Annotated in this window: 20 protein-coding genes and 1 other RNA gene; 9 read left to right on the top strand and 12 right to left on the bottom strand. The window is 42.7% G+C overall.

From position 1 onward, the window contains the following. Positions 1-26 precede the first annotated feature (26 nt). The 5 genes from L0P89_RS16670 to L0P89_RS16650 form a co-directional block, all read right to left on the bottom strand. Positions 27-191, bottom strand: coding sequence for a hypothetical protein (locus L0P89_RS16670; protein ID WP_235266250.1), 165 nt, complete (start codon positions 189-191; stop codon positions 27-29). Between the two features lie 151 nt (positions 192-342). After that, complete coding sequence (locus L0P89_RS16665; RefSeq protein WP_235266249.1) at positions 343-1,074, bottom strand: LytTR family DNA-binding domain-containing protein; 732 nt, start codon at positions 1,072-1,074, stop codon at positions 343-345. A gap of 125 nt (positions 1,075-1,199) precedes the next feature. Beyond that, the gene (locus L0P89_RS16660; RefSeq protein ID WP_235266248.1) at positions 1,200-2,741 is read right to left on the bottom strand and encodes a hypothetical protein; all 1,542 of its coding nucleotides are present in this window, start codon (positions 2,739-2,741) and stop codon (positions 1,200-1,202) included. A gap of 12 nt (positions 2,742-2,753) precedes the next feature. Beyond that, the gene (locus tag L0P89_RS16655; RefSeq protein WP_235266247.1) at positions 2,754-3,143 is read right to left on the bottom strand and encodes an acyl-CoA thioesterase; all 390 of its coding nucleotides are present in this window, start codon (positions 3,141-3,143) and stop codon (positions 2,754-2,756) included. Between the two features lies 1 nt (position 3,144). After that, a complete protein-coding gene (locus L0P89_RS16650; protein WP_235266246.1) occupies positions 3,145-4,191 on the bottom strand; it encodes a glutaminyl-peptide cyclotransferase in 1,047 nt (348 codons plus the stop codon). Positions 4,192-4,290: 99 nt separating this feature from the next. Here L0P89_RS16650 and ffs point away from each other — a divergent pair. The 4 genes from ffs (at position 4,291) to fsa (ending at position 6,490) form a co-directional block, all read left to right on the top strand. Then, positions 4,291-4,389, top strand: an RNA gene (gene ffs / locus L0P89_RS16645) — signal recognition particle sRNA small type. 82 nt (positions 4,390-4,471) lie between these two features. Next, positions 4,472-5,281: an SDR family oxidoreductase gene (locus tag L0P89_RS16640; protein ID WP_235266245.1), complete on the top strand. Its 810-nt coding sequence runs from the start codon at positions 4,472-4,474 to the stop codon at positions 5,279-5,281. 32 nt (positions 5,282-5,313) lie between these two features. Further along, entirely contained in the window at positions 5,314-5,730 is a 417-nt protein-coding gene (locus L0P89_RS16635) for a hypothetical protein (protein WP_235266244.1), read from the top strand. A gap of 103 nt (positions 5,731-5,833) precedes the next feature. Next, positions 5,834-6,490: a fructose-6-phosphate aldolase gene (gene fsa / locus L0P89_RS16630; protein ID WP_235266243.1), complete on the top strand. Its 657-nt coding sequence runs from the start codon at positions 5,834-5,836 to the stop codon at positions 6,488-6,490. 55 nt (positions 6,491-6,545) lie between these two features. Here fsa and L0P89_RS16625 read toward each other — a convergent pair whose 3' ends face one another. After that, a complete protein-coding gene (locus L0P89_RS16625; protein WP_235266242.1) occupies positions 6,546-7,934 on the bottom strand; it encodes a TlpA family protein disulfide reductase in 1,389 nt (462 codons plus the stop codon). A gap of 167 nt (positions 7,935-8,101) precedes the next feature. Here L0P89_RS16625 and L0P89_RS16620 point away from each other — a divergent pair, with 167 nt between their 5' ends. Then, positions 8,102-9,733: an ABC-F family ATP-binding cassette domain-containing protein gene (locus L0P89_RS16620; protein WP_235266241.1), complete on the top strand. Its 1,632-nt coding sequence runs from the start codon at positions 8,102-8,104 to the stop codon at positions 9,731-9,733. Here L0P89_RS16620 and L0P89_RS16615 read toward each other — a convergent pair whose 3' ends face one another. Continuing rightward, complete coding sequence (locus L0P89_RS16615; protein WP_235266240.1) at positions 9,734-10,453, bottom strand: hypothetical protein; 720 nt, start codon at positions 10,451-10,453, stop codon at positions 9,734-9,736. A 145-nt stretch (positions 10,454-10,598) separates the two neighbouring features. On the opposite strand from L0P89_RS16615, the gene L0P89_RS16610 reads away from it, so the two are divergent. Next, on the top strand, positions 10,599-11,249 hold the full coding sequence (locus tag L0P89_RS16610; protein ID WP_235266239.1) for a fasciclin domain-containing protein: 651 nt from the start codon (positions 10,599-10,601) through the stop codon (positions 11,247-11,249). 17 nt (positions 11,250-11,266) lie between these two features. On the opposite strand, the gene pheT is transcribed toward L0P89_RS16610, so the two are convergent. Further along, a complete protein-coding gene (pheT, locus tag L0P89_RS16605; RefSeq protein ID WP_235266238.1) occupies positions 11,267-13,684 on the bottom strand; it encodes a phenylalanine--tRNA ligase subunit beta in 2,418 nt (805 codons plus the stop codon). 118 nt (positions 13,685-13,802) lie between these two features. Here pheT and L0P89_RS16600 point away from each other — a divergent pair, with 118 nt between their 5' ends. After that, on the top strand, positions 13,803-15,023 hold the full coding sequence (locus L0P89_RS16600) for a peroxiredoxin (RefSeq protein WP_235266237.1): 1,221 nt from the start codon (positions 13,803-13,805) through the stop codon (positions 15,021-15,023). A gap of 11 nt (positions 15,024-15,034) precedes the next feature. On the opposite strand, the gene L0P89_RS16595 is transcribed toward L0P89_RS16600, so the two are convergent. Next, a complete protein-coding gene (locus L0P89_RS16595; RefSeq protein ID WP_235266236.1) occupies positions 15,035-16,207 on the bottom strand; it encodes a 2-isopropylmalate synthase in 1,173 nt (390 codons plus the stop codon). A gap of 146 nt (positions 16,208-16,353) precedes the next feature. Here L0P89_RS16595 and L0P89_RS16590 point away from each other — a divergent pair, with 146 nt between their 5' ends. Beyond that, positions 16,354-17,898, top strand: a complete 1,545-nt coding sequence (locus L0P89_RS16590; protein WP_235266235.1) for a hypothetical protein — start codon at positions 16,354-16,356, stop codon at positions 17,896-17,898. Here the strand turns inward: L0P89_RS16590 and L0P89_RS16585 are convergent. The 3 genes from L0P89_RS16585 to panB all read right to left on the bottom strand — a co-directional run bounded on the left by L0P89_RS16585 (position 17,888) and on the right by panB (position 20,094). Next, positions 17,888-18,412: a DUF4252 domain-containing protein gene (locus L0P89_RS16585; protein ID WP_235266234.1), complete on the bottom strand. Its 525-nt coding sequence runs from the start codon at positions 18,410-18,412 to the stop codon at positions 17,888-17,890. The genes L0P89_RS16590 and L0P89_RS16585 overlap by 11 nt on opposite strands. A gap of 31 nt (positions 18,413-18,443) precedes the next feature. Beyond that, positions 18,444-19,100: an RluA family pseudouridine synthase gene (locus L0P89_RS16580; protein WP_235266233.1), complete on the bottom strand. Its 657-nt coding sequence runs from the start codon at positions 19,098-19,100 to the stop codon at positions 18,444-18,446. Between the two features lie 175 nt (positions 19,101-19,275). Beyond that, entirely contained in the window at positions 19,276-20,094 is an 819-nt protein-coding gene (gene panB, locus L0P89_RS16575; protein WP_235266232.1) for a 3-methyl-2-oxobutanoate hydroxymethyltransferase, read from the bottom strand. A gap of 121 nt (positions 20,095-20,215) precedes the next feature. Here panB and L0P89_RS16570 point away from each other — a divergent pair, with 121 nt between their 5' ends. Then, positions 20,216-20,692, top strand: coding sequence for a nuclear transport factor 2 family protein (locus tag L0P89_RS16570; RefSeq protein ID WP_235266231.1), 477 nt, complete (start codon positions 20,216-20,218; stop codon positions 20,690-20,692). The last annotated feature ends 9 nt before the right edge of the window (positions 20,693-20,701 follow it).

The following is a 20,701-nucleotide window of genomic DNA, read 5'->3' as shown; positions in this document are numbered from 1 at the left end:
TTTCTTCGAAATTTATTATTGTTCAGTTACTGGCCATCTCTATCACTAGAGGAACTTCCACATCCATCGCAGGCCGTATCATCTAAATTCTCAAACAGGGCTTCAGTCTCCTCCAAATTGGTTTCGGCTTCACAAGCAATCGTCCCCAGCCCAAATACCAATAGGGCCAAAATACCAAGTGTCTTTCTCATTTTCGTGTCTCGTTTAAAGTGTTAAAAATTAGATTGTTAAGTAATTTCTTACAAACTAAGAAATTACTTGGTTTTAACACCAACCGTATTTGAATGTATGAGCAAATACACCAGGTCTGTTAGTAAATGTTAACGATTTGCTAGAATTTGATTATTCAGATGCCTTGATGCTGTTTTTGGAGAGCATGTTCTTCAAGGCATCGATTTTATCGAGGTACGACTTAGAAAAAGGTAGCTGACTTTTGTCGTTCTTCAGCGTACAGATCGACTTGCCATAATTGATACGCGCCACATACTTACCGTTCAAAATGTAGCTTTGGTGAACGCGAATAAAGTTTGTCGGTAGCTTTTTTTCGAAGGTCTTGAGTGTCTTATAAGCGCTTACCGTGCTACCATCCCTCATGATAAAATCAGTGGTATTGTTGTCTGCCTTGAGATAAAGAATGTCATCGGTGTTCAAATAATGGTAATCACGATATGACTTTAGGCAGATGGTTGTGGGTACGCTATCGGCAGGTACCTCTTTGCGAATTCTAAAAATGGTCTTGCGTATATCAAATTCGCTATGCGGCAACAGCCAATAATCAAAAAAACCACTTTTCAGCGCATCATAGGCATGGTCTTTGTCTTTGGCATAACCAATCATCAGTGGAATCTTTTTCAGAAATTGGTGCAGTTCGGCGACCATCTGCAGACAATCGGTAGTTTCATTGCTCAGGTTTACGATTACCACATCGGGCAAAAACTTCAAGATGGCGTTCAAGCCTTCATTGATATTTTGGGCCGTGGCCGTACAGCTGAAATCACCATATTCTTGCAATTGCAATTGCAGTTGTAGGTGAGTGGCAGCGTCAGAATCGATTATGGCGTACGTATAGTCCATAGCATCTTCGCTAGCCGCAAGTTACTAAGTACCAAAAAATAACGATTGCATTTTTACCTTAAAAAAACTGTGGTTTTCCTGCAAAAAAACCTGATTTTCAATTTTTTAACAAGAATTTTCGTCGCCTATTGCCCGAGAACATATTCGTAGGCTCCTGCATCGGGGGTAGGTGTGCGATCATTGCCCATGATGTCAAAGGGGACCAGCAGTGCCGTATTGGCGTCACCAAAATCGATGGCCCCAGAATCTACGGTGATACGAAAATCATTTTCATTGGGGCCCACAAAAAGGGTATTGCCATTTAAGAGGATGTCTCGATAGTTAGACGTGTCTTCAAAATTGAACAAGGGGTTGTTCGTATATATTTCATTCACATCATTGAACTTGATCAAGCAGTTTTCGAAGGCAAATTCAAAACCATATCTATCGTCTCTGTTCAATAACAGCTCAATATCCCTGTTGCCATCTATGATACAGTTTGAGAATTTTGTCGAATTCAAGTCACCACCTAACGTTTGTGTCGGGGTTTCTTCAAAATTATCGATCAACACGGCAGGGCTATTTCTAAAACCCGTATTCCAATAATTGGCAATGGTCGCATGCGCAAAATCATATCTTCCGCCAAGGCTGCAATAAAGTGCGCTCTGTCCGGCATTGCCAAGTACTAAATTCTCGGCATTGATATATGAGTTACGTGCCCACAGGTTTATACTTGAACTATTGAAAATCTGTGTGCTTTTTAGAATGAGCTTTGCTTCACTTGATTCGGCATTACCCTCTACCAACAAACCGACCGTGGCATTTTTTAAGGTCAAATATTCGATGTGATTTGAAATGCTTCCTTCGGCCAACCAAATAGTGCCCCATTGGCCAGATAGGTCGGCGTAGCCAGGTTCTAATCGATCTCCCTCAAAAATCACCTCGTTTTCGAGTAGTTCACCATCTTCACTCAGCGCGCCGTTGATTTGTATTGAAGCGCCCGAAGTGACCAGAATGCCCGAATTTTGGTGAAAATGGACACGTGCGCCGGCATCGACTGTCAATGTATTTCCTTCGTCAACGGCCGCATATCCATAAATGACATATGGTTTTTCGTCAGTGAAGCGCAGCTCATCATCTTCAAGAAAAAATCCTTCAATACGTATTTCATCTCCTTCCTCATCAAGACCGAGCAACAGTGTTTCTTTGGTGCCATCAGAAAGTGTTCTGGGGTACAGAAATATGGCATCCCTGACCAAGGTGACCAGTTCAACACGTTGTTGTTGATCACCGGCCCCAAAAAGTAGGGCATCTGTATATAAAAATTCGTTTTCGCCCACACTTGAGATATCAAATGTTGTCTCGATGAACACGAACAAACTGTCTTTTGCCAATAGGGGAATATCGCTAAAGGTCTTGCCCGATAGGCCATCGACATTTATACGGTAATCACTTTCTTCACCACCCTCAAGGCCAACAAAGGGCAACTGTACGTCTTTGTTTGAACGGTTATACACTTTGAGCGTATAGGTGGCACTGCCGATGTTGGTGAAAATGGTATCTAAAAAAACGGTGTCTTTTGAAAATTCGAGATTACCTTCACTAGGTTCGAAATCAAAATCTTTTCGACAAGATCCGGCACTTATGCAAAGTATGGCGGCAACAAGTATAAGCACAAAATTACGCATGGGTCTGCCCGTTTACTGAAAAAGCTTGTTCACTGTTTCGGGTATTCGTTTTGGTCTAAGCAATTGTGTATCTAAAAAGCACCAATCGGTTATAGCTCTAACCAATAAAACCCCTGTTTTATTGTCCGATATTTCAACCACCCTTGTTGAAATAGGGCCTTTCATTTGTTGCACATGGGTGACCAAACATAGCTCATCGTTCAATTGCGCCGACTTGAAATAGGTGATGTCGTGTTTTCTAACTACCCAAATGCCCAATTTTTGAAGGGTTGCATTTGTGGCCGATAGCCAATGTGCCTTTGATATTTCCTGTATCCAATGTATATAGCGAATGTTGTTCACATGATCGAGTTCGTCTAGATCACCATGAACGACCTTTCGCGTTTCAGCATACCGGCGCATACTATTTTTTGACGATTTTTACCTCAAAGAGTTTGTCCCAGTTTTTTCCCGTGACAAAAAAAGTGCCGCGTTCTTTATGATATGCCACACCGTTCAATACAGAATTTAGGTCATCCCACCCTTTGCCTCGGGTCACTTTGCTTTTGAGTCCACCGAAATTCACCACCCCTTCGATGGCGCCCGATCGGGCATCGATAATCATCATGCTCTCTTTCTGATAGACATTGGCGTAGATTTTTCCATCGACATATTCCAGTTCATTGGCCTTGTTGAAAATAGACTTGTTGGTAACGGTCTCGATATAGCTTTCTTCTTGAAGCGTATCGGGATCCAGTAACCAGATTTTTTCTGTGCCGTCACTTTTGTACAGCTGGTTTCCGTCATTGCAGAGCCCCCAGCCCACCTTGCTTTTGCCATAGTTGAAAGTGGCCTGTCTTTGCAAAGTGTTCACATTGTAGATGTAGCCAATGCCGCTCTGCCAGGTCAGTTGGTACAGCTTATCGTTCAAAATGGTAATGCCCTCACCGAAAACCGATTCGTCTAGATCGACTTGTTGTAAGATCTTTCCGGTTTTGTAATCCAGTTTTCGTAGGGTCGAGCTTCCCTTTTTACCTGTTCCCTCGAAAAGCGTGTCACCTTTGAACTCAAGACCTTGGGTGTATGCCAAAGGGTCATGGGCATAGGTATTTATGATTTCGTAGGTATACACTTCAGGGCCTGTTTCGGCCAGCACCTTGATTTTCTTTGAGATGATCACCGATCGATCTTCGTAGCTCACATTTGCCATAAGTTGTTTGTTGCCGAGTTTCTCTATATCAAAAGTGATCTTATCATCGTGCAGTGCAAGCGTCTTTCCGTCAATTGAATATTCAACTTTTTCAACGGGCAGGTCTTTCTTGTTTTTCAGTACCACGGCAACGGTTTGGTTCTTCTGAAATTTCTTTTTGTTTCCTTCAAGTTGTATATCAAAAAGTTTGGCCGGGTCTTTTTCTCCGCCACAGGCCAAAAAGAACAGTAAAATGATTGAAGAATGTAGTATTTTGAGCATACGGGTAAGCATATAAAGAGGTATAACTTCAACAGAATTCTCCCCGAAATTAAGAATGTGCGGCGATTGCCACAAATTTAAAAGGTCGTATATTTGCATAGGCAAGTCCTACACGACCAGCTCCTGCAGAATCCCCCAGGGCGGGAACGCAGCAAGGGTATGTGGTCGTAGCGGTGCGATGTAGGTAGCTTGCCTTTTTTTGTACCCAAAACATACGGTGCCGTAATCTCTTCCATCCATTACATATTTATGCTTTTCTTTGTAGGGAAAGGACATTTCTATGGAAAAAAAGGTCGTGTTGATAACGGGTGGCTCTTCTGGGATCGGAAAATCAATAGGGATCTATCTTTCAGAAAAGGGGTACAAGGTTTATGGAACCACTAGAAATCTAAAAAACCATTCTGACTTCAATGCTTTTGAACTCATTCAATTACAGGTGAAATCGCCCGAAAGCGCCAAATCGGCCGTAGAAGAGGTGACTTCAAAGGAAGGGCGATTAGACGTGTTGATCAACAATGCCGGTGTTGGCATTACAGGCCCTATTGAGGAAACCCCACATGAGGAAATCTTGAATGTTTTCGACACCAATTTTCATGGCCCGATACATATGATGAAGGCCGTGCTGCCCCAAATGCGAAGACAGGGTGGGGGCCTGATCATAAACACAACATCGATAGCCGGCTATATGGGCCTGCCGTTTCGAGGGTATTATTCGGCCAGCAAAGGTGCCTTGGGATTGATTACTGAGGCATTGAGAATGGAGACCAAAAAGTTTGGAGTTTCCATCACCAACATCGCACCGGGCGATTTTGCCACCAATATCGCCGCCGGAAGATATCATGCCCCGGTAACCAGTGGTTCGGCCTATGAGCAAGAATATGGTAGAACCCTGAGTTTGATCAATGAACATGTAAATACCGGAGCAGACCCGCAACAAGTGGCCAAAATGGTCTATCGCGTAATTCAGAAAAAAAATCCGAGAGTTCATTATCTGGTTGGCGCATTCATGCAAAAACTCTCTATTGTGCTAAAGAAAATTTTACCCGGCAAGGTTTATGAAAGACTTTTGCTCAATCACTATAAATTATGAAGTGATGGCACGTTTTTTGATTTTCAAAAAACATGGAAAAAGGTAAAAGACTTCTGGGGTTCTGTTTTCTGGCTGGCCTACTTCTTCTTCAGGGCTGTGATGAAATTTACGAGTGCATTTTTAATATCGATCCAGAAATTCATGATAGGCCATTGGAGCTTGGTCTTGTGGGTGAAGAGTATTATGGCCTTGTCACCGCTGAGATACGCAACGAGGTCAACGACAACGACTACTTCTACAATTTTGATGTTTATGGAGAATTGCCACCAGGAATTTTCTACGATATCAACCGAAGATCAATCGAGTTTTTTGGTGTTCCCGAAGAAGAGGGCACTTATAGGTTTGAAGTTGAATTATTTGTTGAAGCCTATGATATCGATGGATACGATGGTAGCCCTACATGCGCAGATTCTGTCTTTAGGGAGTTTACCATTCAAGTGATCGACTGAAACTTTCCAATCCATATTTTTTACCCAAGAATATAAAAATTCGACTTTTTATTGTTGTAAATTCGCAGTGAATTTTAGCAGAACTTAAAACCTCATAAAAAGCATGAAATTTTTTATAGATACCGCAAATCTTGATCAAATCGAGGAAGCCCAACAATTGGGTGTGTTAGATGGTGTGACCACCAATCCCTCCCTAATGGCCAAAGAGGGCATCACGGGTAAAAACAATATCATGAAGCATTATGTCGACATCTGTAACATAGTTGAGGGAGATGTATCGGCAGAGGTGGTGGCCACAGATTTCAACGGTATGGTGAAAGAAGGGGAAGAGTTGGCCGATCTACATGAACAGATAGTGGTGAAGGTGCCCATGATCAAAGACGGAGTGAAGGCCTTAAAATATTTTTCCGATAAGGGCATTCGAACCAATTGCACCTTGGTCTTTTCACCAGGGCAAGCTATATTGGCCGCCAAGGCAGGGGCGAATTATGTTTCTCCATTTATCGGCCGTTTAGATGATGTCTCTACCGATGGATTGAACCTTATTTCTGAAATCAGGCATATTTACGACAACTACGATTTTCAGACCGAGATTCTTGCGGCATCCATACGCCATACGATGCATGTCATTGACTGTGCCAAAATTGGTGCTGATGTAATGACCGGCCCGCTTTCCGCCATTTTGGGGCTGCTTAAGCACCCATTGACAGACATCGGACTTGAAAAGTTTTTGGCAGATTACAAAAAAGGAAATTCGTAAAGACTACTTTTTATAAAGCATCCAGACCCCTCGCACTCAAGTTTGTTCGCGGGGTTTATTTTTTGAAAGAATAATAAACGTTGGCGAATGCGTCGATGACCAAAGAATCGTTTGTAATGACGCATTTATTGAGATTGTCGAGAATGAGACCTTTCTGTATGGCCTCAAAGTCATCACTTCGATATTGATATTGGGTATCTAAATTATATTCATTCAAGAGATTGAGCCATTGATCATGTGAAGTTCTCAGGTTTATGCCCACAAAATTATATTCACGATGCTTATCTTTCAGTTTGGCAACATGCTTACTAATATTTCGCAAGTGCCCTTTTTGGGTGCCCGACCAAAAATAGAATGCAGTTTTCTTTTCTTTGGTGATATCCCTTAAACTCACTTTTTCTCCTGTATTGTTGATGAGTGTCAATTCAGGAACATTGCTCGAGGGTTGCAAACGTTGAATGCCCTTATATAGATCATTGATTTCCTCAACGTGCTTTTCATTGGTTGAAAGCTTGCTGAACTTGGCAATGAACTTGTCACAGTCTTCATTCCACTTATGCTCTTTCAAAAGATAGTCCATGGCCACGTTTCGAAATAAGTTGTTGCGCAGTTCTTCTTCATGTATCAAACTGTCGATCAAATAGAGTTTGTGCTTGTTGTAGTGAAGGTGGTTTTTTGTTTTGAGCATCTCCATACCACAGCCTTCAGAACAGGTCATATAAGCCAAGTTGCTAAAATAATTCTTCAGGTAACGGTAATAGGGGGTGAAGTAGGCAAGGTCTTTATTGTTAAGGTCTAAATGCTGTCTGTAACCGTAAAACTCTTCACCGAATTCATGTATTTTGTCTTCTTGGGTCTTTTTTCTATGGTAGAACGGATATTCTTCACGATAAATGTAGTTATTGTAATCGATGGACGCATTTGCCATTTTGTAGGCATTATCACCGATTTCGTACTCTTCATGTAGGCTGCCCAACAAATCAAGTTTTGCCTGTCTGAGCGAATCCATATTACTTGTGAACACTTCTGGTTCGAGCTTATAATAAGAGTAGACCAGAGGCTTTTCTTCTTCATGTGTCAAATAAAGTTCAATCAGAAGATTATTGATTTCGCTTCCTTTGCCAGAAAATACGAGGGACTCGTCAAACTCAACGGTGTTCAAACGAATGAGTATACTATCTCCTTCCGTGAAATAGACGTACTGCAGCTCAGGCGAATGGTCGAAATGGTAAAGGCCTTCCTCCATGCCTGAAAGGGAAAATGAAAATCGATTGTTATCATCAAGTTGTGCGGAATCTATGACACTGTCATCCTTGAACAGAACAACGTAATCACTGGTAGGGTTGACAATCTCTCCAGCAAAATACACTTTGGCGCTTTCATTGGTTTTTTCTGAACAGCCAAGCACCACCAACAAAGAGATACCGAGTAAAACTCTAACCATATAATCAGTATACTTTCGACCAACAAAACTAACAATCGTATGAAACCATGGTTGTTAACGGTTGGTTAAATGTTGTAAAACGCTGTTTTCTAGTGGTTTCAGATGTATGATTTAAATTGTTGCCAAGCCATAAATTTGGCTATTTTTGCAAAAAATTTTGAAACGCTATGTTATCGGTATCAAATCTATCCGTACAGTTTGGAAAAAGAGTCTTGTTTGACGAGGTGAACGCAACATTCACACAGGGTAACTGTTATGGCATTATTGGTGCCAACGGGGCAGGCAAGTCTACCTTCTTGAAATTGTTGGCCAAGCAGAATGAACCTACTTCAGGCAGTGTACATCTCGAACCAGGAAAACGGATGTCGATTCTTGAGCAAAACCATAATGCCTATGACGACTTTCAGGTCTTGGAAACCGTGGTCATGGGCAACAAACCTCTTCACCAGCTCAAACAACAGATCGATGCCCTCTATGCCGATTACTCTGATGAGAACGCAGAGAAGATAGGTGAACTGCAGGTGCAATTTGAAGAAATGGATGGTTGGAACGCTGAGAGTGATGCCGCTGCCCTCTTATCAAATTTGGGCATAGCCGAAGTCATGCACTATAGCGCAATGGGCGATATCGATTCAAAGTTGAAAGTTCGGGTTTTGTTGGCGCAGGCCCTTTTCGGCAATCCTGATGTACTGGTCATGGACGAGCCGACCAATGATCTCGACTATGACACGATCAACTGGCTCGAAAACTTTTTGGCCAATTATGAAAATACGGTGATTGTGGTATCACACGATCGACACTTTTTAGATGCGGTCTGTACACACATTGCCGATATTGATTTTGGCAAGATCAATCTCTTTTCAGGCAACTATACTTTCTGGTATGAAAGTAGCCAATTGGCGGCGAGACAGCGCGCACAGCAAAATAAAAAGGCTGAAGAAAAGGCCAAAGAACTTCAAGAGTTCATACAGCGTTTCAGCGCCAATGTCGCCAAGAGCAAACAAGCGACCTCTCGCAAGAAGATGCTTGAAAAACTTAAAGTTGAAGACATAAAACCCTCTAGCCGTCGATACCCTGCCATCATCTTTGACAGGGAGCGTGAAGCGGGCGATCAGATTTTGAATGTTGAAAAACTGACCGCTTCTTCAGAAGATGGTGAGCTGCTTTTTCAAAACGCCGACATCAATTTGGCCAAAGGAGATAAGGTGGCCATCATTTCAAGGGATTCTCGCGCCACATCGGCCTTTTATGAAATTTTGAACGGCAATATGAAACCTGGCTCTGGCTCGTTCAGGTGGGGGGTCACGACCACGCAGTCATATTTGCCGGCCGATAACTCCAGTTTTTTCGATGAGGACATCAATCTTGTCGATTGGCTGAGACAATGGGCCAAGACAGAAGAGGAGCGGGAAGAGGTCTATATTCGTGGTTTTCTGGGAAAAATGCTTTTTAGTGGTGAAGAGGCCCTCAAAAAAAGCACCGTGCTATCAGGAGGCGAAAAAGTTCGTTGCATGTTGAGTCGCATGATGATGCTTAGGGCCAATGTGCTGATGCTTGATGAGCCTACCAACCATTTAGACCTTGAGAGTATCACCGCTTTCAACAACTCGCTAAAAAAGTTCAAGGGCACGGTTTTGTTGACCACCCATGACCATGCATTCGTGCAGACCGTGGCCAACAGAATCATTGAATTGACACCCAAAGGCGTCATTGACCGTTACTTGACCTTTGATGAGTATATGTCAGACAAATCGATTCGGGCGCAACGTGAAAAAATGTACGCAGTACCAGCCGTCTGATCAAGCATTGAAGTATTTGCTGTTCCAAATAGCGGGATTAAAATTCTTGCCCAAGGCAAAGCCATAGAAAATCACTATTGAGGCGATGCACTTGAACACAAAAAAGAAAATGATCCAAAACTCTGACGATGAGCTTGATTTAGAAAACAATCCATTGGGTATCAGCAAGGTTGAGATATAGCTTATGAGCAATACCAAGATGATCAGGTTGCCGATGCCCTTAAACGGCCAGACCAAAAGTTTTCGAAGAGGGTGTAAATCGTTGCCCCACTTATGAACCAAGTAATAATAGCCATTGCCAAGCGGTGCAAATAACAGGGGATCATCTTTGTCCTCTAATTTGAAGAGTCTTGAAGGTGCCATGATTTTAAAACCCTTGAGTTGTGTGCCGTGGTCTCTTTCAAGTTTTTTGATTTTTGAAACCGCACTGGGCGGAAACTTTCCTTTGAAGTATTTGGTGTCTAAAAAACGAAGGCGATAGTCAATACAGATTTTTTTGATTTGATCGATGTGGAATATATTTTCGGTGTCCAATAAATCGAATACAAATTGGTTCACCGTTGCTTTGGGCGAATTGGCCAATTCGTTTTCAATTCGTACTGTTGATAGCGCATCTTCTTTAATTATTTGATACACCTCTTCCAGTATTTGGTCGCCCACGACATTTTTTTGGGCAAGTCGCCGCAACTTATCTTCAATGTTGGTTTTTTTCAAGAACATGTTTTTTCATAGCTTTTCCCAAAATTAAAGAATGAACCCGTGGTTGTAAAGATACGTTGACGAAAAGAAATGTTAACATTTTGTTAATTTCTATGAACTGCAAGAGTTTTAATGCCAGTAATTCCTTCAAAATGTTATCTTGTCGATGTTTCGTGCATTTCATCGATTAGGCATCGGTGAATGTGTCATTCCGAAAGTTGAATTTGAAGAACATTATAGCCCCGTACCCCTTATGAGAGTCCCATTTCTTGCCCTTGTTTTGCTTGGCATCCTTTTGCCATCATCATTGTTTTCACAGGTAAAAAGCCTATCTTCCGTAGCGGTTCCGGTATATACCTTTAATGAAAAATCCATTTCAGAGACCACCCTTGGTTCTGAAGACCATCGTGTTTTGGCCGCTGCCCTAAAAGCTGCCGATCTAGAGGAAATTCTTCACAGTCAAGGTCCATTTACCTTATTTGCCCCTTCGGATGAGGCGTTCACCTGCCTACCTGAAGACAAAATGGAGCATCTATTGAAATCTGAGGACAAAAAGGCTTTGAGATCGCTTTTGAAATATCATATCGTAGCCGGAGAGATCAGCGCCTCAAAAATTTTACTATCGCTTTGTAGGGGAGAGGGAGAAGCTTCTTTTACCACTGTTCAGGGCAAAAAGATATTCGCTACCATTGAGGGCTCTGACATTATATTGACAGATGAATTTGGCAACCGTGCCCAAATTGTCAAAGCAGATTCACAACAGCGAAACGGCGTTATTCATGTCATAGACAATGTGATCGTGCCTGTTAAGATTTAAGGATAGGGATCTCAAGATTATCGTATTTCTGCTCCGAACTCCCTCTTAAAGGTTTCTTGCAACTTACCCATTATTTTATCGATATGCTTGTCGGTAAGTGTCTTCTTTTCATCTAAAAGGGTAAAACTCAACGCATACGACTTCTTGCCTTTTGGAATGTTCTTTCCGGTGTAAACATCAAAAAGGGAGATTTCTTTGAGCAGGCTTTTTTCGGTTTTCAGCGCAGTGGCATGAATATCCTTGAACTGTGTTTGCTCATCGATGAGCAATGCCAAGTCTCGCTTTACTTCAGGGAATTTTGGAATGCTCTTGAACGATACTTTCTCTTTCGGCATTAATTGCAATATGGCATCCCAATTGAAATCAGCGTGCAATACCTCTTGCTTGATATGAAAATGGGTCACAACGGTTTTGTTGAGAATACCGAACTCAACAACTTTCAATTTGCCATGAACGTAGGAAAGTCCCTCTACAAGATTTTCGCCTATTTCTGTGTTTACTTCAAGTGATGTAAGGCCCAACCTGTCAAGAACCGCTTTCACAATTCCCTTTAAGTAGTAGAAATCGGTTTTTCCCATGGGTTGGGTCCAAGTATTGTCAAATCGGTTTCCAACGGTATAAAGTGCCAAATGTTGCTTTTCGTCATGACCGTCCACTTTCTTGCGGTAGGTCTTTCCAAATTCAAAAAATTTAAGATTTTGTTTCTGTCTGTTGCTGTTGTAGGCGATGGCCTGCAATCCAGAATGGATCATGGTCGTTCTCAAGACCGAAAGATCTGAACTTAACGGATTCAGCATCGAAACAGGTTTTTCCGCCTTTAAAAATTCAGCGGTTTCTGCGGGCATTAAACTGTTAGTCATGATTTCGTAGAAACCCAAGCTGATCAATGTATCGGCCACAATATTCTGAAGTCGATGGTTGTCATACTTTGAAGTTTTGATGATCGATGACGTAAGCTTTTCTTTTGAATCGATATTGTTGTACCCATACACGCGAAGAATTTCCTCAATAACATCCACTTCACGTTCAACATCGGTTCGATAAGAGGGTATGGTGAGTCCGAGTCCGGCTTCGGTAACATTGCTTACCTTGATTTCCAAAGAAGCCAAAATCGATTTGATGGTATCACGCGGAATTTCCTCTCCGATCAGGTTGTCGATTTTTTTGAAACTCAAGAAAACTTGGTGGTCTTTTTTCTTATTGGGGTATAGATCGACCACTGCAGAGCTGATATCTCCCCCGGCAATCTCTTTGATCAAAACAGCGGCCCGTTTAAGTGCATACTCCGTGAAATCAATATCGACGCCCCTTTCAAAACGAAATGAGGCATCGGTATTCAACCCATGCCTTTTGGCCGTTTTTCTAATTGAAATAGGGTCAAAATAAGCACTCTCTAAAAAGATTGAGGTGGTGTCTTCAGTAACACCTGAATGTATGCCGCCAAAAACACCGGCGATACACATAGGCTTTTCGGCATCGCAAATCATCAGATCTTCTTCGTGCAGTTCTCTTTCTTCACCATCGAGCGTAACAAATTTTGAACCTTTTGGTAGGGTCTTCACTTCGATTTTACCGCCCTTTATTTTCGCAGCATCGAAGGCATGCAGCGGTTGCCCCAGCTCATGTAGCACATAATTGGTGACATCGACCACATTGTTCTTTGGGGTGAGACCAATGGCCTTCAATCGATTTTTGAGCCATGTGGGTGATTCTTGCACCAAAATATTGTTGATGGTCACCCCACAGTACCTTGGTGCCAGTTCGCTGTTTTCAACATCAACACCAATTTTGAGCGATCGGTTGTCAATCGAGAAATTGCTGGTCGAAGGGGTGATCAGTTCTTTTTTTAGTTCGAGTCGCTCTAACCCAGCCTTTAGGTCTCTTGCGACGCCATAGTGACTCATGGCATCTGACCTATTGGGAGTGAGGCCAATTTCGAAGACCTCGTCATGCTCGACCTCAAAGACCTTACTGCACGGGGTTCCGGGTGTCAACACTTCACTGAGCACCATAATTCCATCATGATTGGTACCCAGGCCAAGTTCGTCTTCGGCGCAAATCATACCATGGCTTTCTTCACCACGTATTTTTCCCTTTTTGATCTGCCAAAGCTCACCTTCTTGTGAATACAAAGTGGTTCCGATGGTCGCGACCGCTACTTTTTGACCTGTTTCGACATTGGGCGCACCGCACACAATCTGTACAGGCACGTTTTGGCCGATATCGACCATGGCGAGTTTTAGACGATCGGCATTCGGATGCTTTTCACAACCCAGTACATGGCCTACAACCACACCTTTTAACCCGCCTTTGACCGACTCAAAAGAAGTGACCCCCTCAACTTCAAGTCCCAAGTTGGTAAGTAGTTCAGCTGTTCGGTCAGCCTCCCAGTCTAATTTCAAAAACTGCTTTAACCAGTTGTACGAAATTTTCATCCACTCGATTTAAGCGGCAAAGATATAACATTGGGGCTACATTCAATACATCTACGCCTTGTATATATGCTCTTGAAAACGGCTTTATATTTGAGATTTAATTGATAAATTGGCGAATATGAAAAGACTTCGATTATCTATCCTTGTCATGCTTCTGGTATGTTCATGCCAAGAGAAAAAAAGTGTTCAATTGAAAGAGGGCTCTTGGTGGGCAAAAATGCAGGTTTCAGAAAATGAAATACTGCCCTTTAACCTAGATGTAACAAAAAATAACGGCCACTATGTTTTTAAGGTAAAAAATGGTGAAGAACGGGTTTCTGTTGATGAGATAGCCATTAACGGTGACTCTATCATAATAAAAATGCCCGTTTTTGAAGGATATATCGCGGGTACTTTTTCAGATACCGAAATCATAGGGGATTTTATTAAGGAAAGCTTAGACCGCGTTGTACCCTTCACCGCAACATTTGGTGAGCGACCAAGGTTCGACAGCTCAAAGCCCCCTTTGACGAACATTTCAGGTATATGGGAGACAGTATTCGATTATGATACCGGTAACCCCTATATGGCCAAGGGAATTTTTGTGCAAAATGATGAAAAAGTAACGGGCACCTTTCGTACCACTACGGGAGATTATCGATATTTAGAGGGTGTGGTCGATGGCGATAGTCTTAAGCTCTCGACCTTCGATGGCGCACATGCCTTTCTTTTTGTGGCCAATGCTACCGATAGTACCCTTGATGGACACTTTTACTCGGGAAATCATTCTGTTGAAAAATTCATGGCGAGGCGCAATGAAGGTTATGAGCTGCCCGATGCCAATAGTCTCACATTTTTGAGGAAAGACTTTGAACGTTTTGATTTTTCCTTTCCAGATGTCAATGGAAACGTGGTGGGCATGGGTGATGAAGCATTCAAACAAAAGGTGGTGTTGGTACAGATCATGGGCACTTGGTGTCCCAATTGCCTCGATGAGACCAAGTTTTATGTTGATTACCTGAAAAAGAATCCACACCCCGACCTGAAAATGATCGCATTGGCCTTTGAGTATGCCAAGACAAAGGAAAAAGCCTTTGAGGGCATCAAAAGATTAAAAGATAGGGTAGGGGTGCCATATCCGATTTTACTGGCACAATTTGGCACTTCGAGCAAGTTAAAGGCAAATGAGAAACTGCCGATGCTCAATCATGTACTATCATATCCGACGACCATTTATATCGATAAGAAAGGAAAGGTTCGAAAGATACATACGGGGTTCAACGGGCCGGCCACGGGTGAAAAGTATGAAGCGTTCAAAATAGATTTCGAAGAGACAGTGAGCGACCTACTTTCAGAATGATAGCAACGGCATCAGGCCAAACTTTTGACATCGATGTTGCTGGTCTCGACAATTTGGTGAATGTCTTCATCGATAATTTCTTTTTTTCGATCAGCGAATTGAAGAAATCTTTCATAAACGGCATCCAATTGCAATTTGGTCAACTCATAGCCCACCTTTTTTGCACGGTAGGCCAATGCCGCTCTACCGCTTCTGGCGGTCAATACAATAGATGATTCGCTTACGCCCACATCTTTTGGATCGATGATTTCATAGGTTTCCCTTTTTTTGATGACCCCATCTTGGTGAATGCCCGAACTGTGCGCAAATGCATTGGTGCCGACAATAGCTTTATTGGGTTGTACGGGCATGCCCATTTTTTCAGACACCATCTGACTGGTATCGTACAACAATCGGGTATTGATGCCCGTATCTAAATTCAAATAGGGGTGCTGTTTCAAAATCATCACGACTTCCTCTAAAGAAGTGTTGCCGGCACGTTCACCGATACCATTGATGGTACATTCTATCTGCCGTGCCCCATTGATGACCCCTGAAATGGAGTTTGCCGTGGCCAGACCTAGATCATTATGGCAGTGGCATGAAAGAATTGCTTTTTCGATACCCTTGACATTCTCTTTAAGGTATTTCATTTTGGCGCCATATTCTTCGGGCAAACAGTATCCTGTGGTATCGGGAATGTTCAAGACGGTGGCTCCGGCCTTGATAACGGCCTCGCAGACCCTTGCAAGATAATCGTTGTCGGTTCTTCCGGCATCCTCGGCATAGAACTCAACATCCTCGACAAAAGATTTGGCATATTTGACTGCGGCGACGGCACGCTCAAGTATATCTTCACGAGTTGAATTGAACTTAAACTTGATATGCGAATCAGAAGTACCGATTCCTGTATGGATTCTTGGTTTCTTCGCATCTTTAATGGCCTCTGCCGCTACTTCGATATCTTTTTTGACAGAGCGTGTCAGGCCACACACAGTAGCGTTTTTGACAAGCTTGGCAATTTCGTTCACTGATTTGAAATCACCGGGACTCGAAATCGGGAAACCGGCCTCGATGACATCTACCCCCAAATCATCAAGTCGTTCGGCGATGACCAACTTCTGTCCTGTGTCCAATTTGCAGCCCGGCACTTGTTCGCCATCTCTCAGTGTGGTGTCAAAAATTTGTACCTTATCTTTACCCATGTTTTCAGAAGGTTTTCTATAGAACATACGAAGATAACCTTGTATTTTTCCGAAGAGATGGAGTGGTAAAATCCATTACAATGTTAAACTGTTTTTTGCTTGTTTCAATACGCTGTAAAACAGCTATTTAAGCGATATTTTTTACGATGACAAATACCCAAAAAGATACACTTTTCGTATTGGTGAAATCCCTTTCAAAATCTGAGAAGCGACAGTTCAAGCTGTACGTGGGTCGATTGGGGGTCAATGCCGATGCGAAATTTTTGGCCCTGTTCAACCTACTCGACAAGATGCGTGAGTATGATGAGGCCGTCATTTTGAAAAGCGGTATTGTCAAAAAAACACAGTTGTCAAACCTAAAGGCACATCTATATAAACAGATACTGGTCAGTTTGCGGTTAAACCCGGTAAACCAAAACATTAGGGTACAGATAAGGGAACAGCTCGATTTTGCCACTATTCTTTATCAAAAAGGACTCTACAAGCAGAGTTTAAAACTATTGGACAAGGCCAAGCAAGTGGCCATTGCACATGAAGAGAAAAATGTGGCCTATGAGATCGTAGAGCTCGAAAAGATCATCGAGACCCAGTACATCACCCGAAGTATTCCAGATCGAGCAGATGAATTGGCCCTACAGGCAAAGCAGTTATCTGAGCAAAATGTAATGACGAGCAAGCTATCAAACCTGTCATTGCAGCTCTATGGAATGATTCTGAAGGTGGGCTATGCACGAAATGATGAAGATCTTGAACGGGTACAGGATTATTTTCAAAAACATCTTCCCAAATTCAAGATCGAAGAACTGGACTTTCGTGAGAAACTCTGGCTGTATAAGGCTCATCTCTGGTATAGCCTGCTGACCCAAGACTTTTTGTCATCTTACAAATACGCTAGCAAATGGGTGGATCTCTTTTATGAAAACAAAGAGATGATCTACCTGAACCCGGTGTTCTATCTAAAGGGAAACCATTATTTATTGGAGTCGCTGTTCTTCGTAAAGTATGCTTCCCAATTCAAGGATACCCTTGAAAAATTAGAGGCCATGGTCAACAGTCAGGCCTTTCCAAAGAACGACAACATCGCTTCATTGTCTTTTCTGTACATCAACTCCAACAAATTGAACCTACACTTTTTGGAAGGGACCTTCGAAAGAGGACTGTATTTGGTGAACATTATCGAATATGGAATCAAAAAACACCGTGACCGCATCGACCAACATCATGTGATGCTGTTGTACTATAAGGTTGCCTGTCTCTATTTCGGTGTAGGCGACCACAAGAACTGCATTGCGTATTTAAAGCGTATCATCACCAACAAGCAATTGAAAATGCGCGAAGACCTGATGTGCTTTGCCCGCGTTCTAAGTTTGGTGGCCCATTATGAAGCGGGCATGGACTATCATCTTGAGGTACAGCTCAAGAGTACCTACAAGTTTCTGCTGAAAATGAACGATCTACATGCTGTTCAAAAAGAGATGATCAAGTTTTTGAGGGGTCTTGGCGATATCTACCCCAATGAACTTCGAAGCGAGTTTCAAAAGCTCTATGACGAATTGAAGAAATATGAAGATCACCCCTATGAAAAACGGGCCTTTTTGTATTTGGATATTCTCTCATGGCTCGAAAGCCATCTGCAGAACAGGCCCGTGGCCGAAATCATTCGTGAAAAGGCGTTGGCCGCTACTCGTTGACCACCCCCGGGGTCTGTAAGTTGAACTGCGGCAAGAGTCCGTTTGAAAAATTCTGAAACTCATTGTTTTTGGCAAGTTCACGTACTTTCATGGGGTCAAAATTACCATTGAAATAAAGAAAAGAGCCATTTACATTGTCATTGTTGTAGATCAAAATTTCTTTGACCACATCACGCTTCTCACGAATAGATACCACATTGCGCTTTAGCTCGTCATTTTTTCTGAACACTTCAATGAATGAGCCGCCTGCAAAAGAATTCATCTGATCGTTCAAGAATCGGGTCTGGGATTCTGTGGTGCTCGGAAACTGCATGTAGCGCAAATCTTTGGTATTGCCCACCAAAGATTTCATTTCAGGGGAAATCTCGCTGGCCAATGAGAACATGAAGCGTGGTACACGAATAGCGGTTACCTGGGCATCGTTTTTATGGGCCTCGTAAAAACTGTCAATGGAGTTATAGCTTCCACAGGAAAAAAGCAGAAAACCTGCCAAATTCAAAAAGACTTTTTTCATGGTTCAGTGTTTTTCTAAAAGTAGCAAAAAATCATAAACAGGCATTCCAGATCGGGTCATATGGAGGAGGGGCAGTGAATACTATTTTCTCTTTTTTTACAGGATGAACCAATGACAGTTTTCGGGCATGCAGATGAATACTGCCATCTTTGTTGCTTCTCTCGGCGCCATATTTCAAATCTCCTTTGATGGCACAGCCGATGGCCGCGAGCTGGGCACGAATTTGATGGTGACGCCCTGTTTTTAAGTCGATTTCCAGCAAAAAATAATGGGTCAATTTTTTGGCACGGTGGTAGGTCAGTACTGCTTTTTTGCTGTCGGGCACTTCCTTTGCATGCGCATACGATTTGTTTTGTTTGGCATTGCGCACCAACCAATGGACCAAGGTGTCACTTTCGGTAGGTGGCGCATTTTTTACCACGGCCCAATAGGTCTTCTGTGCTTCTCCTGCTGCAAAGAGCTTGTTCAGCCGGGGCAAGGCCTTTGAGGTTTTGGCAAAGACGATAATGCCCGATGTTGGCCTGTCGAGCCTATGCACCACCCCCAGATACACATTGCCAGGTTTTTGGTATTTGGTTTTAAGGTATTGTTTTGTTATTTCTGATAGTGGCGTATCACCTGTTTTGTCGCCTTGTACAATATCACCGGGGCGTTTGTTGACCACGATCAGGTGATTGTCCTCATACAAGACCTGAAGGTTTTTTGAGTTGGATTTTTGGACTGTTCGATTATTGGATTCTTGGAAGTCCAAAATGATTACTTTAAGGTTGATTTAAACTTAGAGGTCATTTTATTCGATCATTGAATGTCAGATTGATTGCGATTTCGAATACTCGAAGGATCCAATTATCCAAACATCAAAATCAATACTGCTCCCCCTCGTTCGGAAAGTCTTCGCTCTTCACGTCGGCCACATAGTTCGAAATCGCATTGCCCATATCTTCATAAAGGTTCATATAGCGACGCAAGAACCGTGGATTGAACTCGTGGGTCATGCCCAAAAGGTCATGAACGACCAAGACCTGTCCGTCAACACCACCGCCAGCGCCGATTCCGATAATGGGTATCGAAACATTTTCAGCCACTTTTTTGGCCAATTTTGCGGGAATCTTTTCCAACACAATGGCAAAACATCCTATTTTTTCCAATAACTTGGCATCTTCCATCAATTTTTCGGCTTCCTCTTCTTCTTTGGCCCGTACGGTGTAGGTGCCAAATTTATAGATTGACTGAGGGGTAAGTCCCAAGTGTCCCATGACCGGTATGCCGGCATTCAAGATACGTTTGGCTGATTCTTTGATTTCCATTCCCCCCTCAATTTTTATGCCATGGGCACCGCTTTCCTTCATGATACGAATGGCAGAGCGCAACGCTTCTTTGGGGTCGCTTTGATAGCGTCCGAAGGGAATATCGACCACGACCAAGGCACGGTTCACGGCCCTGATTACTGAAGAGGCATGGTAGATCATTTGATCGAGCGTAATGGGCAGTGTGGTCTCGTGGCCTGCCATAACATTGCTGGCCGAATCACCCACCAGAATCACATCTACATTGGCCGAATCGATTATTTTGGCCATTGAATAGTCGTAAGCGGTGAGCATGGATATCTTCTCGCCGTTCTGCTTCATCTCGTAGAGAGATTTGACCGTGACCCTTTTATATTCTTTTTTGGCTATGGACATTATGGTTTGGTTTTGCAGCTAAAGTAAAGAGATTTTTCCCATTCATGCGAACTTACCCGCCATTTTGGTGGAAGCGGGAATCCATTTTCATTATCTTGTAGGTTTGAAATTCATGAAAACAATGACTAAATTTTATTTTACGGCAATATCATTTTGCTTTTTTGTCTTGGCCATGGGTCAAAAGACCAATACGCAGAAAACAGAGCAAGATGCCGTTAAAAAAACTATCGAAACTTTCTTTGAGGGTTTCCACAAACAAGATTCCATCTTGATGAAAAGCGTTGTGGGCGACAATGTGCTGTTGCAGACGACGGGACGCAACAAAGAGGGCAAAACAATGTTTCGAAGCCAAGGTATTGAGAAGTTGTATGAATCGATTGTCAACATACCTGACAGCGTTTCGTTTGAGGAAAAGCTCACCACGTGGTCGATACAGGTAGATAGAACCATGGCCAATGCATGGGTAGGGTATGAATTTTGGCTGAACGGTGATTTTAGCCATTGCGGTATCAACTCGTTTCAGCTCATCAATTTTGATGGGGACTGGAAAATCATATATCTTATCGATACCAGGGGTAGGGCCGGGTGCCTTGATTAGGTCTGACAC

The organism is Muricauda sp. SCSIO 65647 (assembly GCF_021534965.1).
Lineage (GTDB): Bacteria > Bacteroidota > Bacteroidia > Flavobacteriales > Flavobacteriaceae > Flagellimonas_A.
This window is presented reverse-complemented; position numbering and strand designations above follow the sequence as displayed.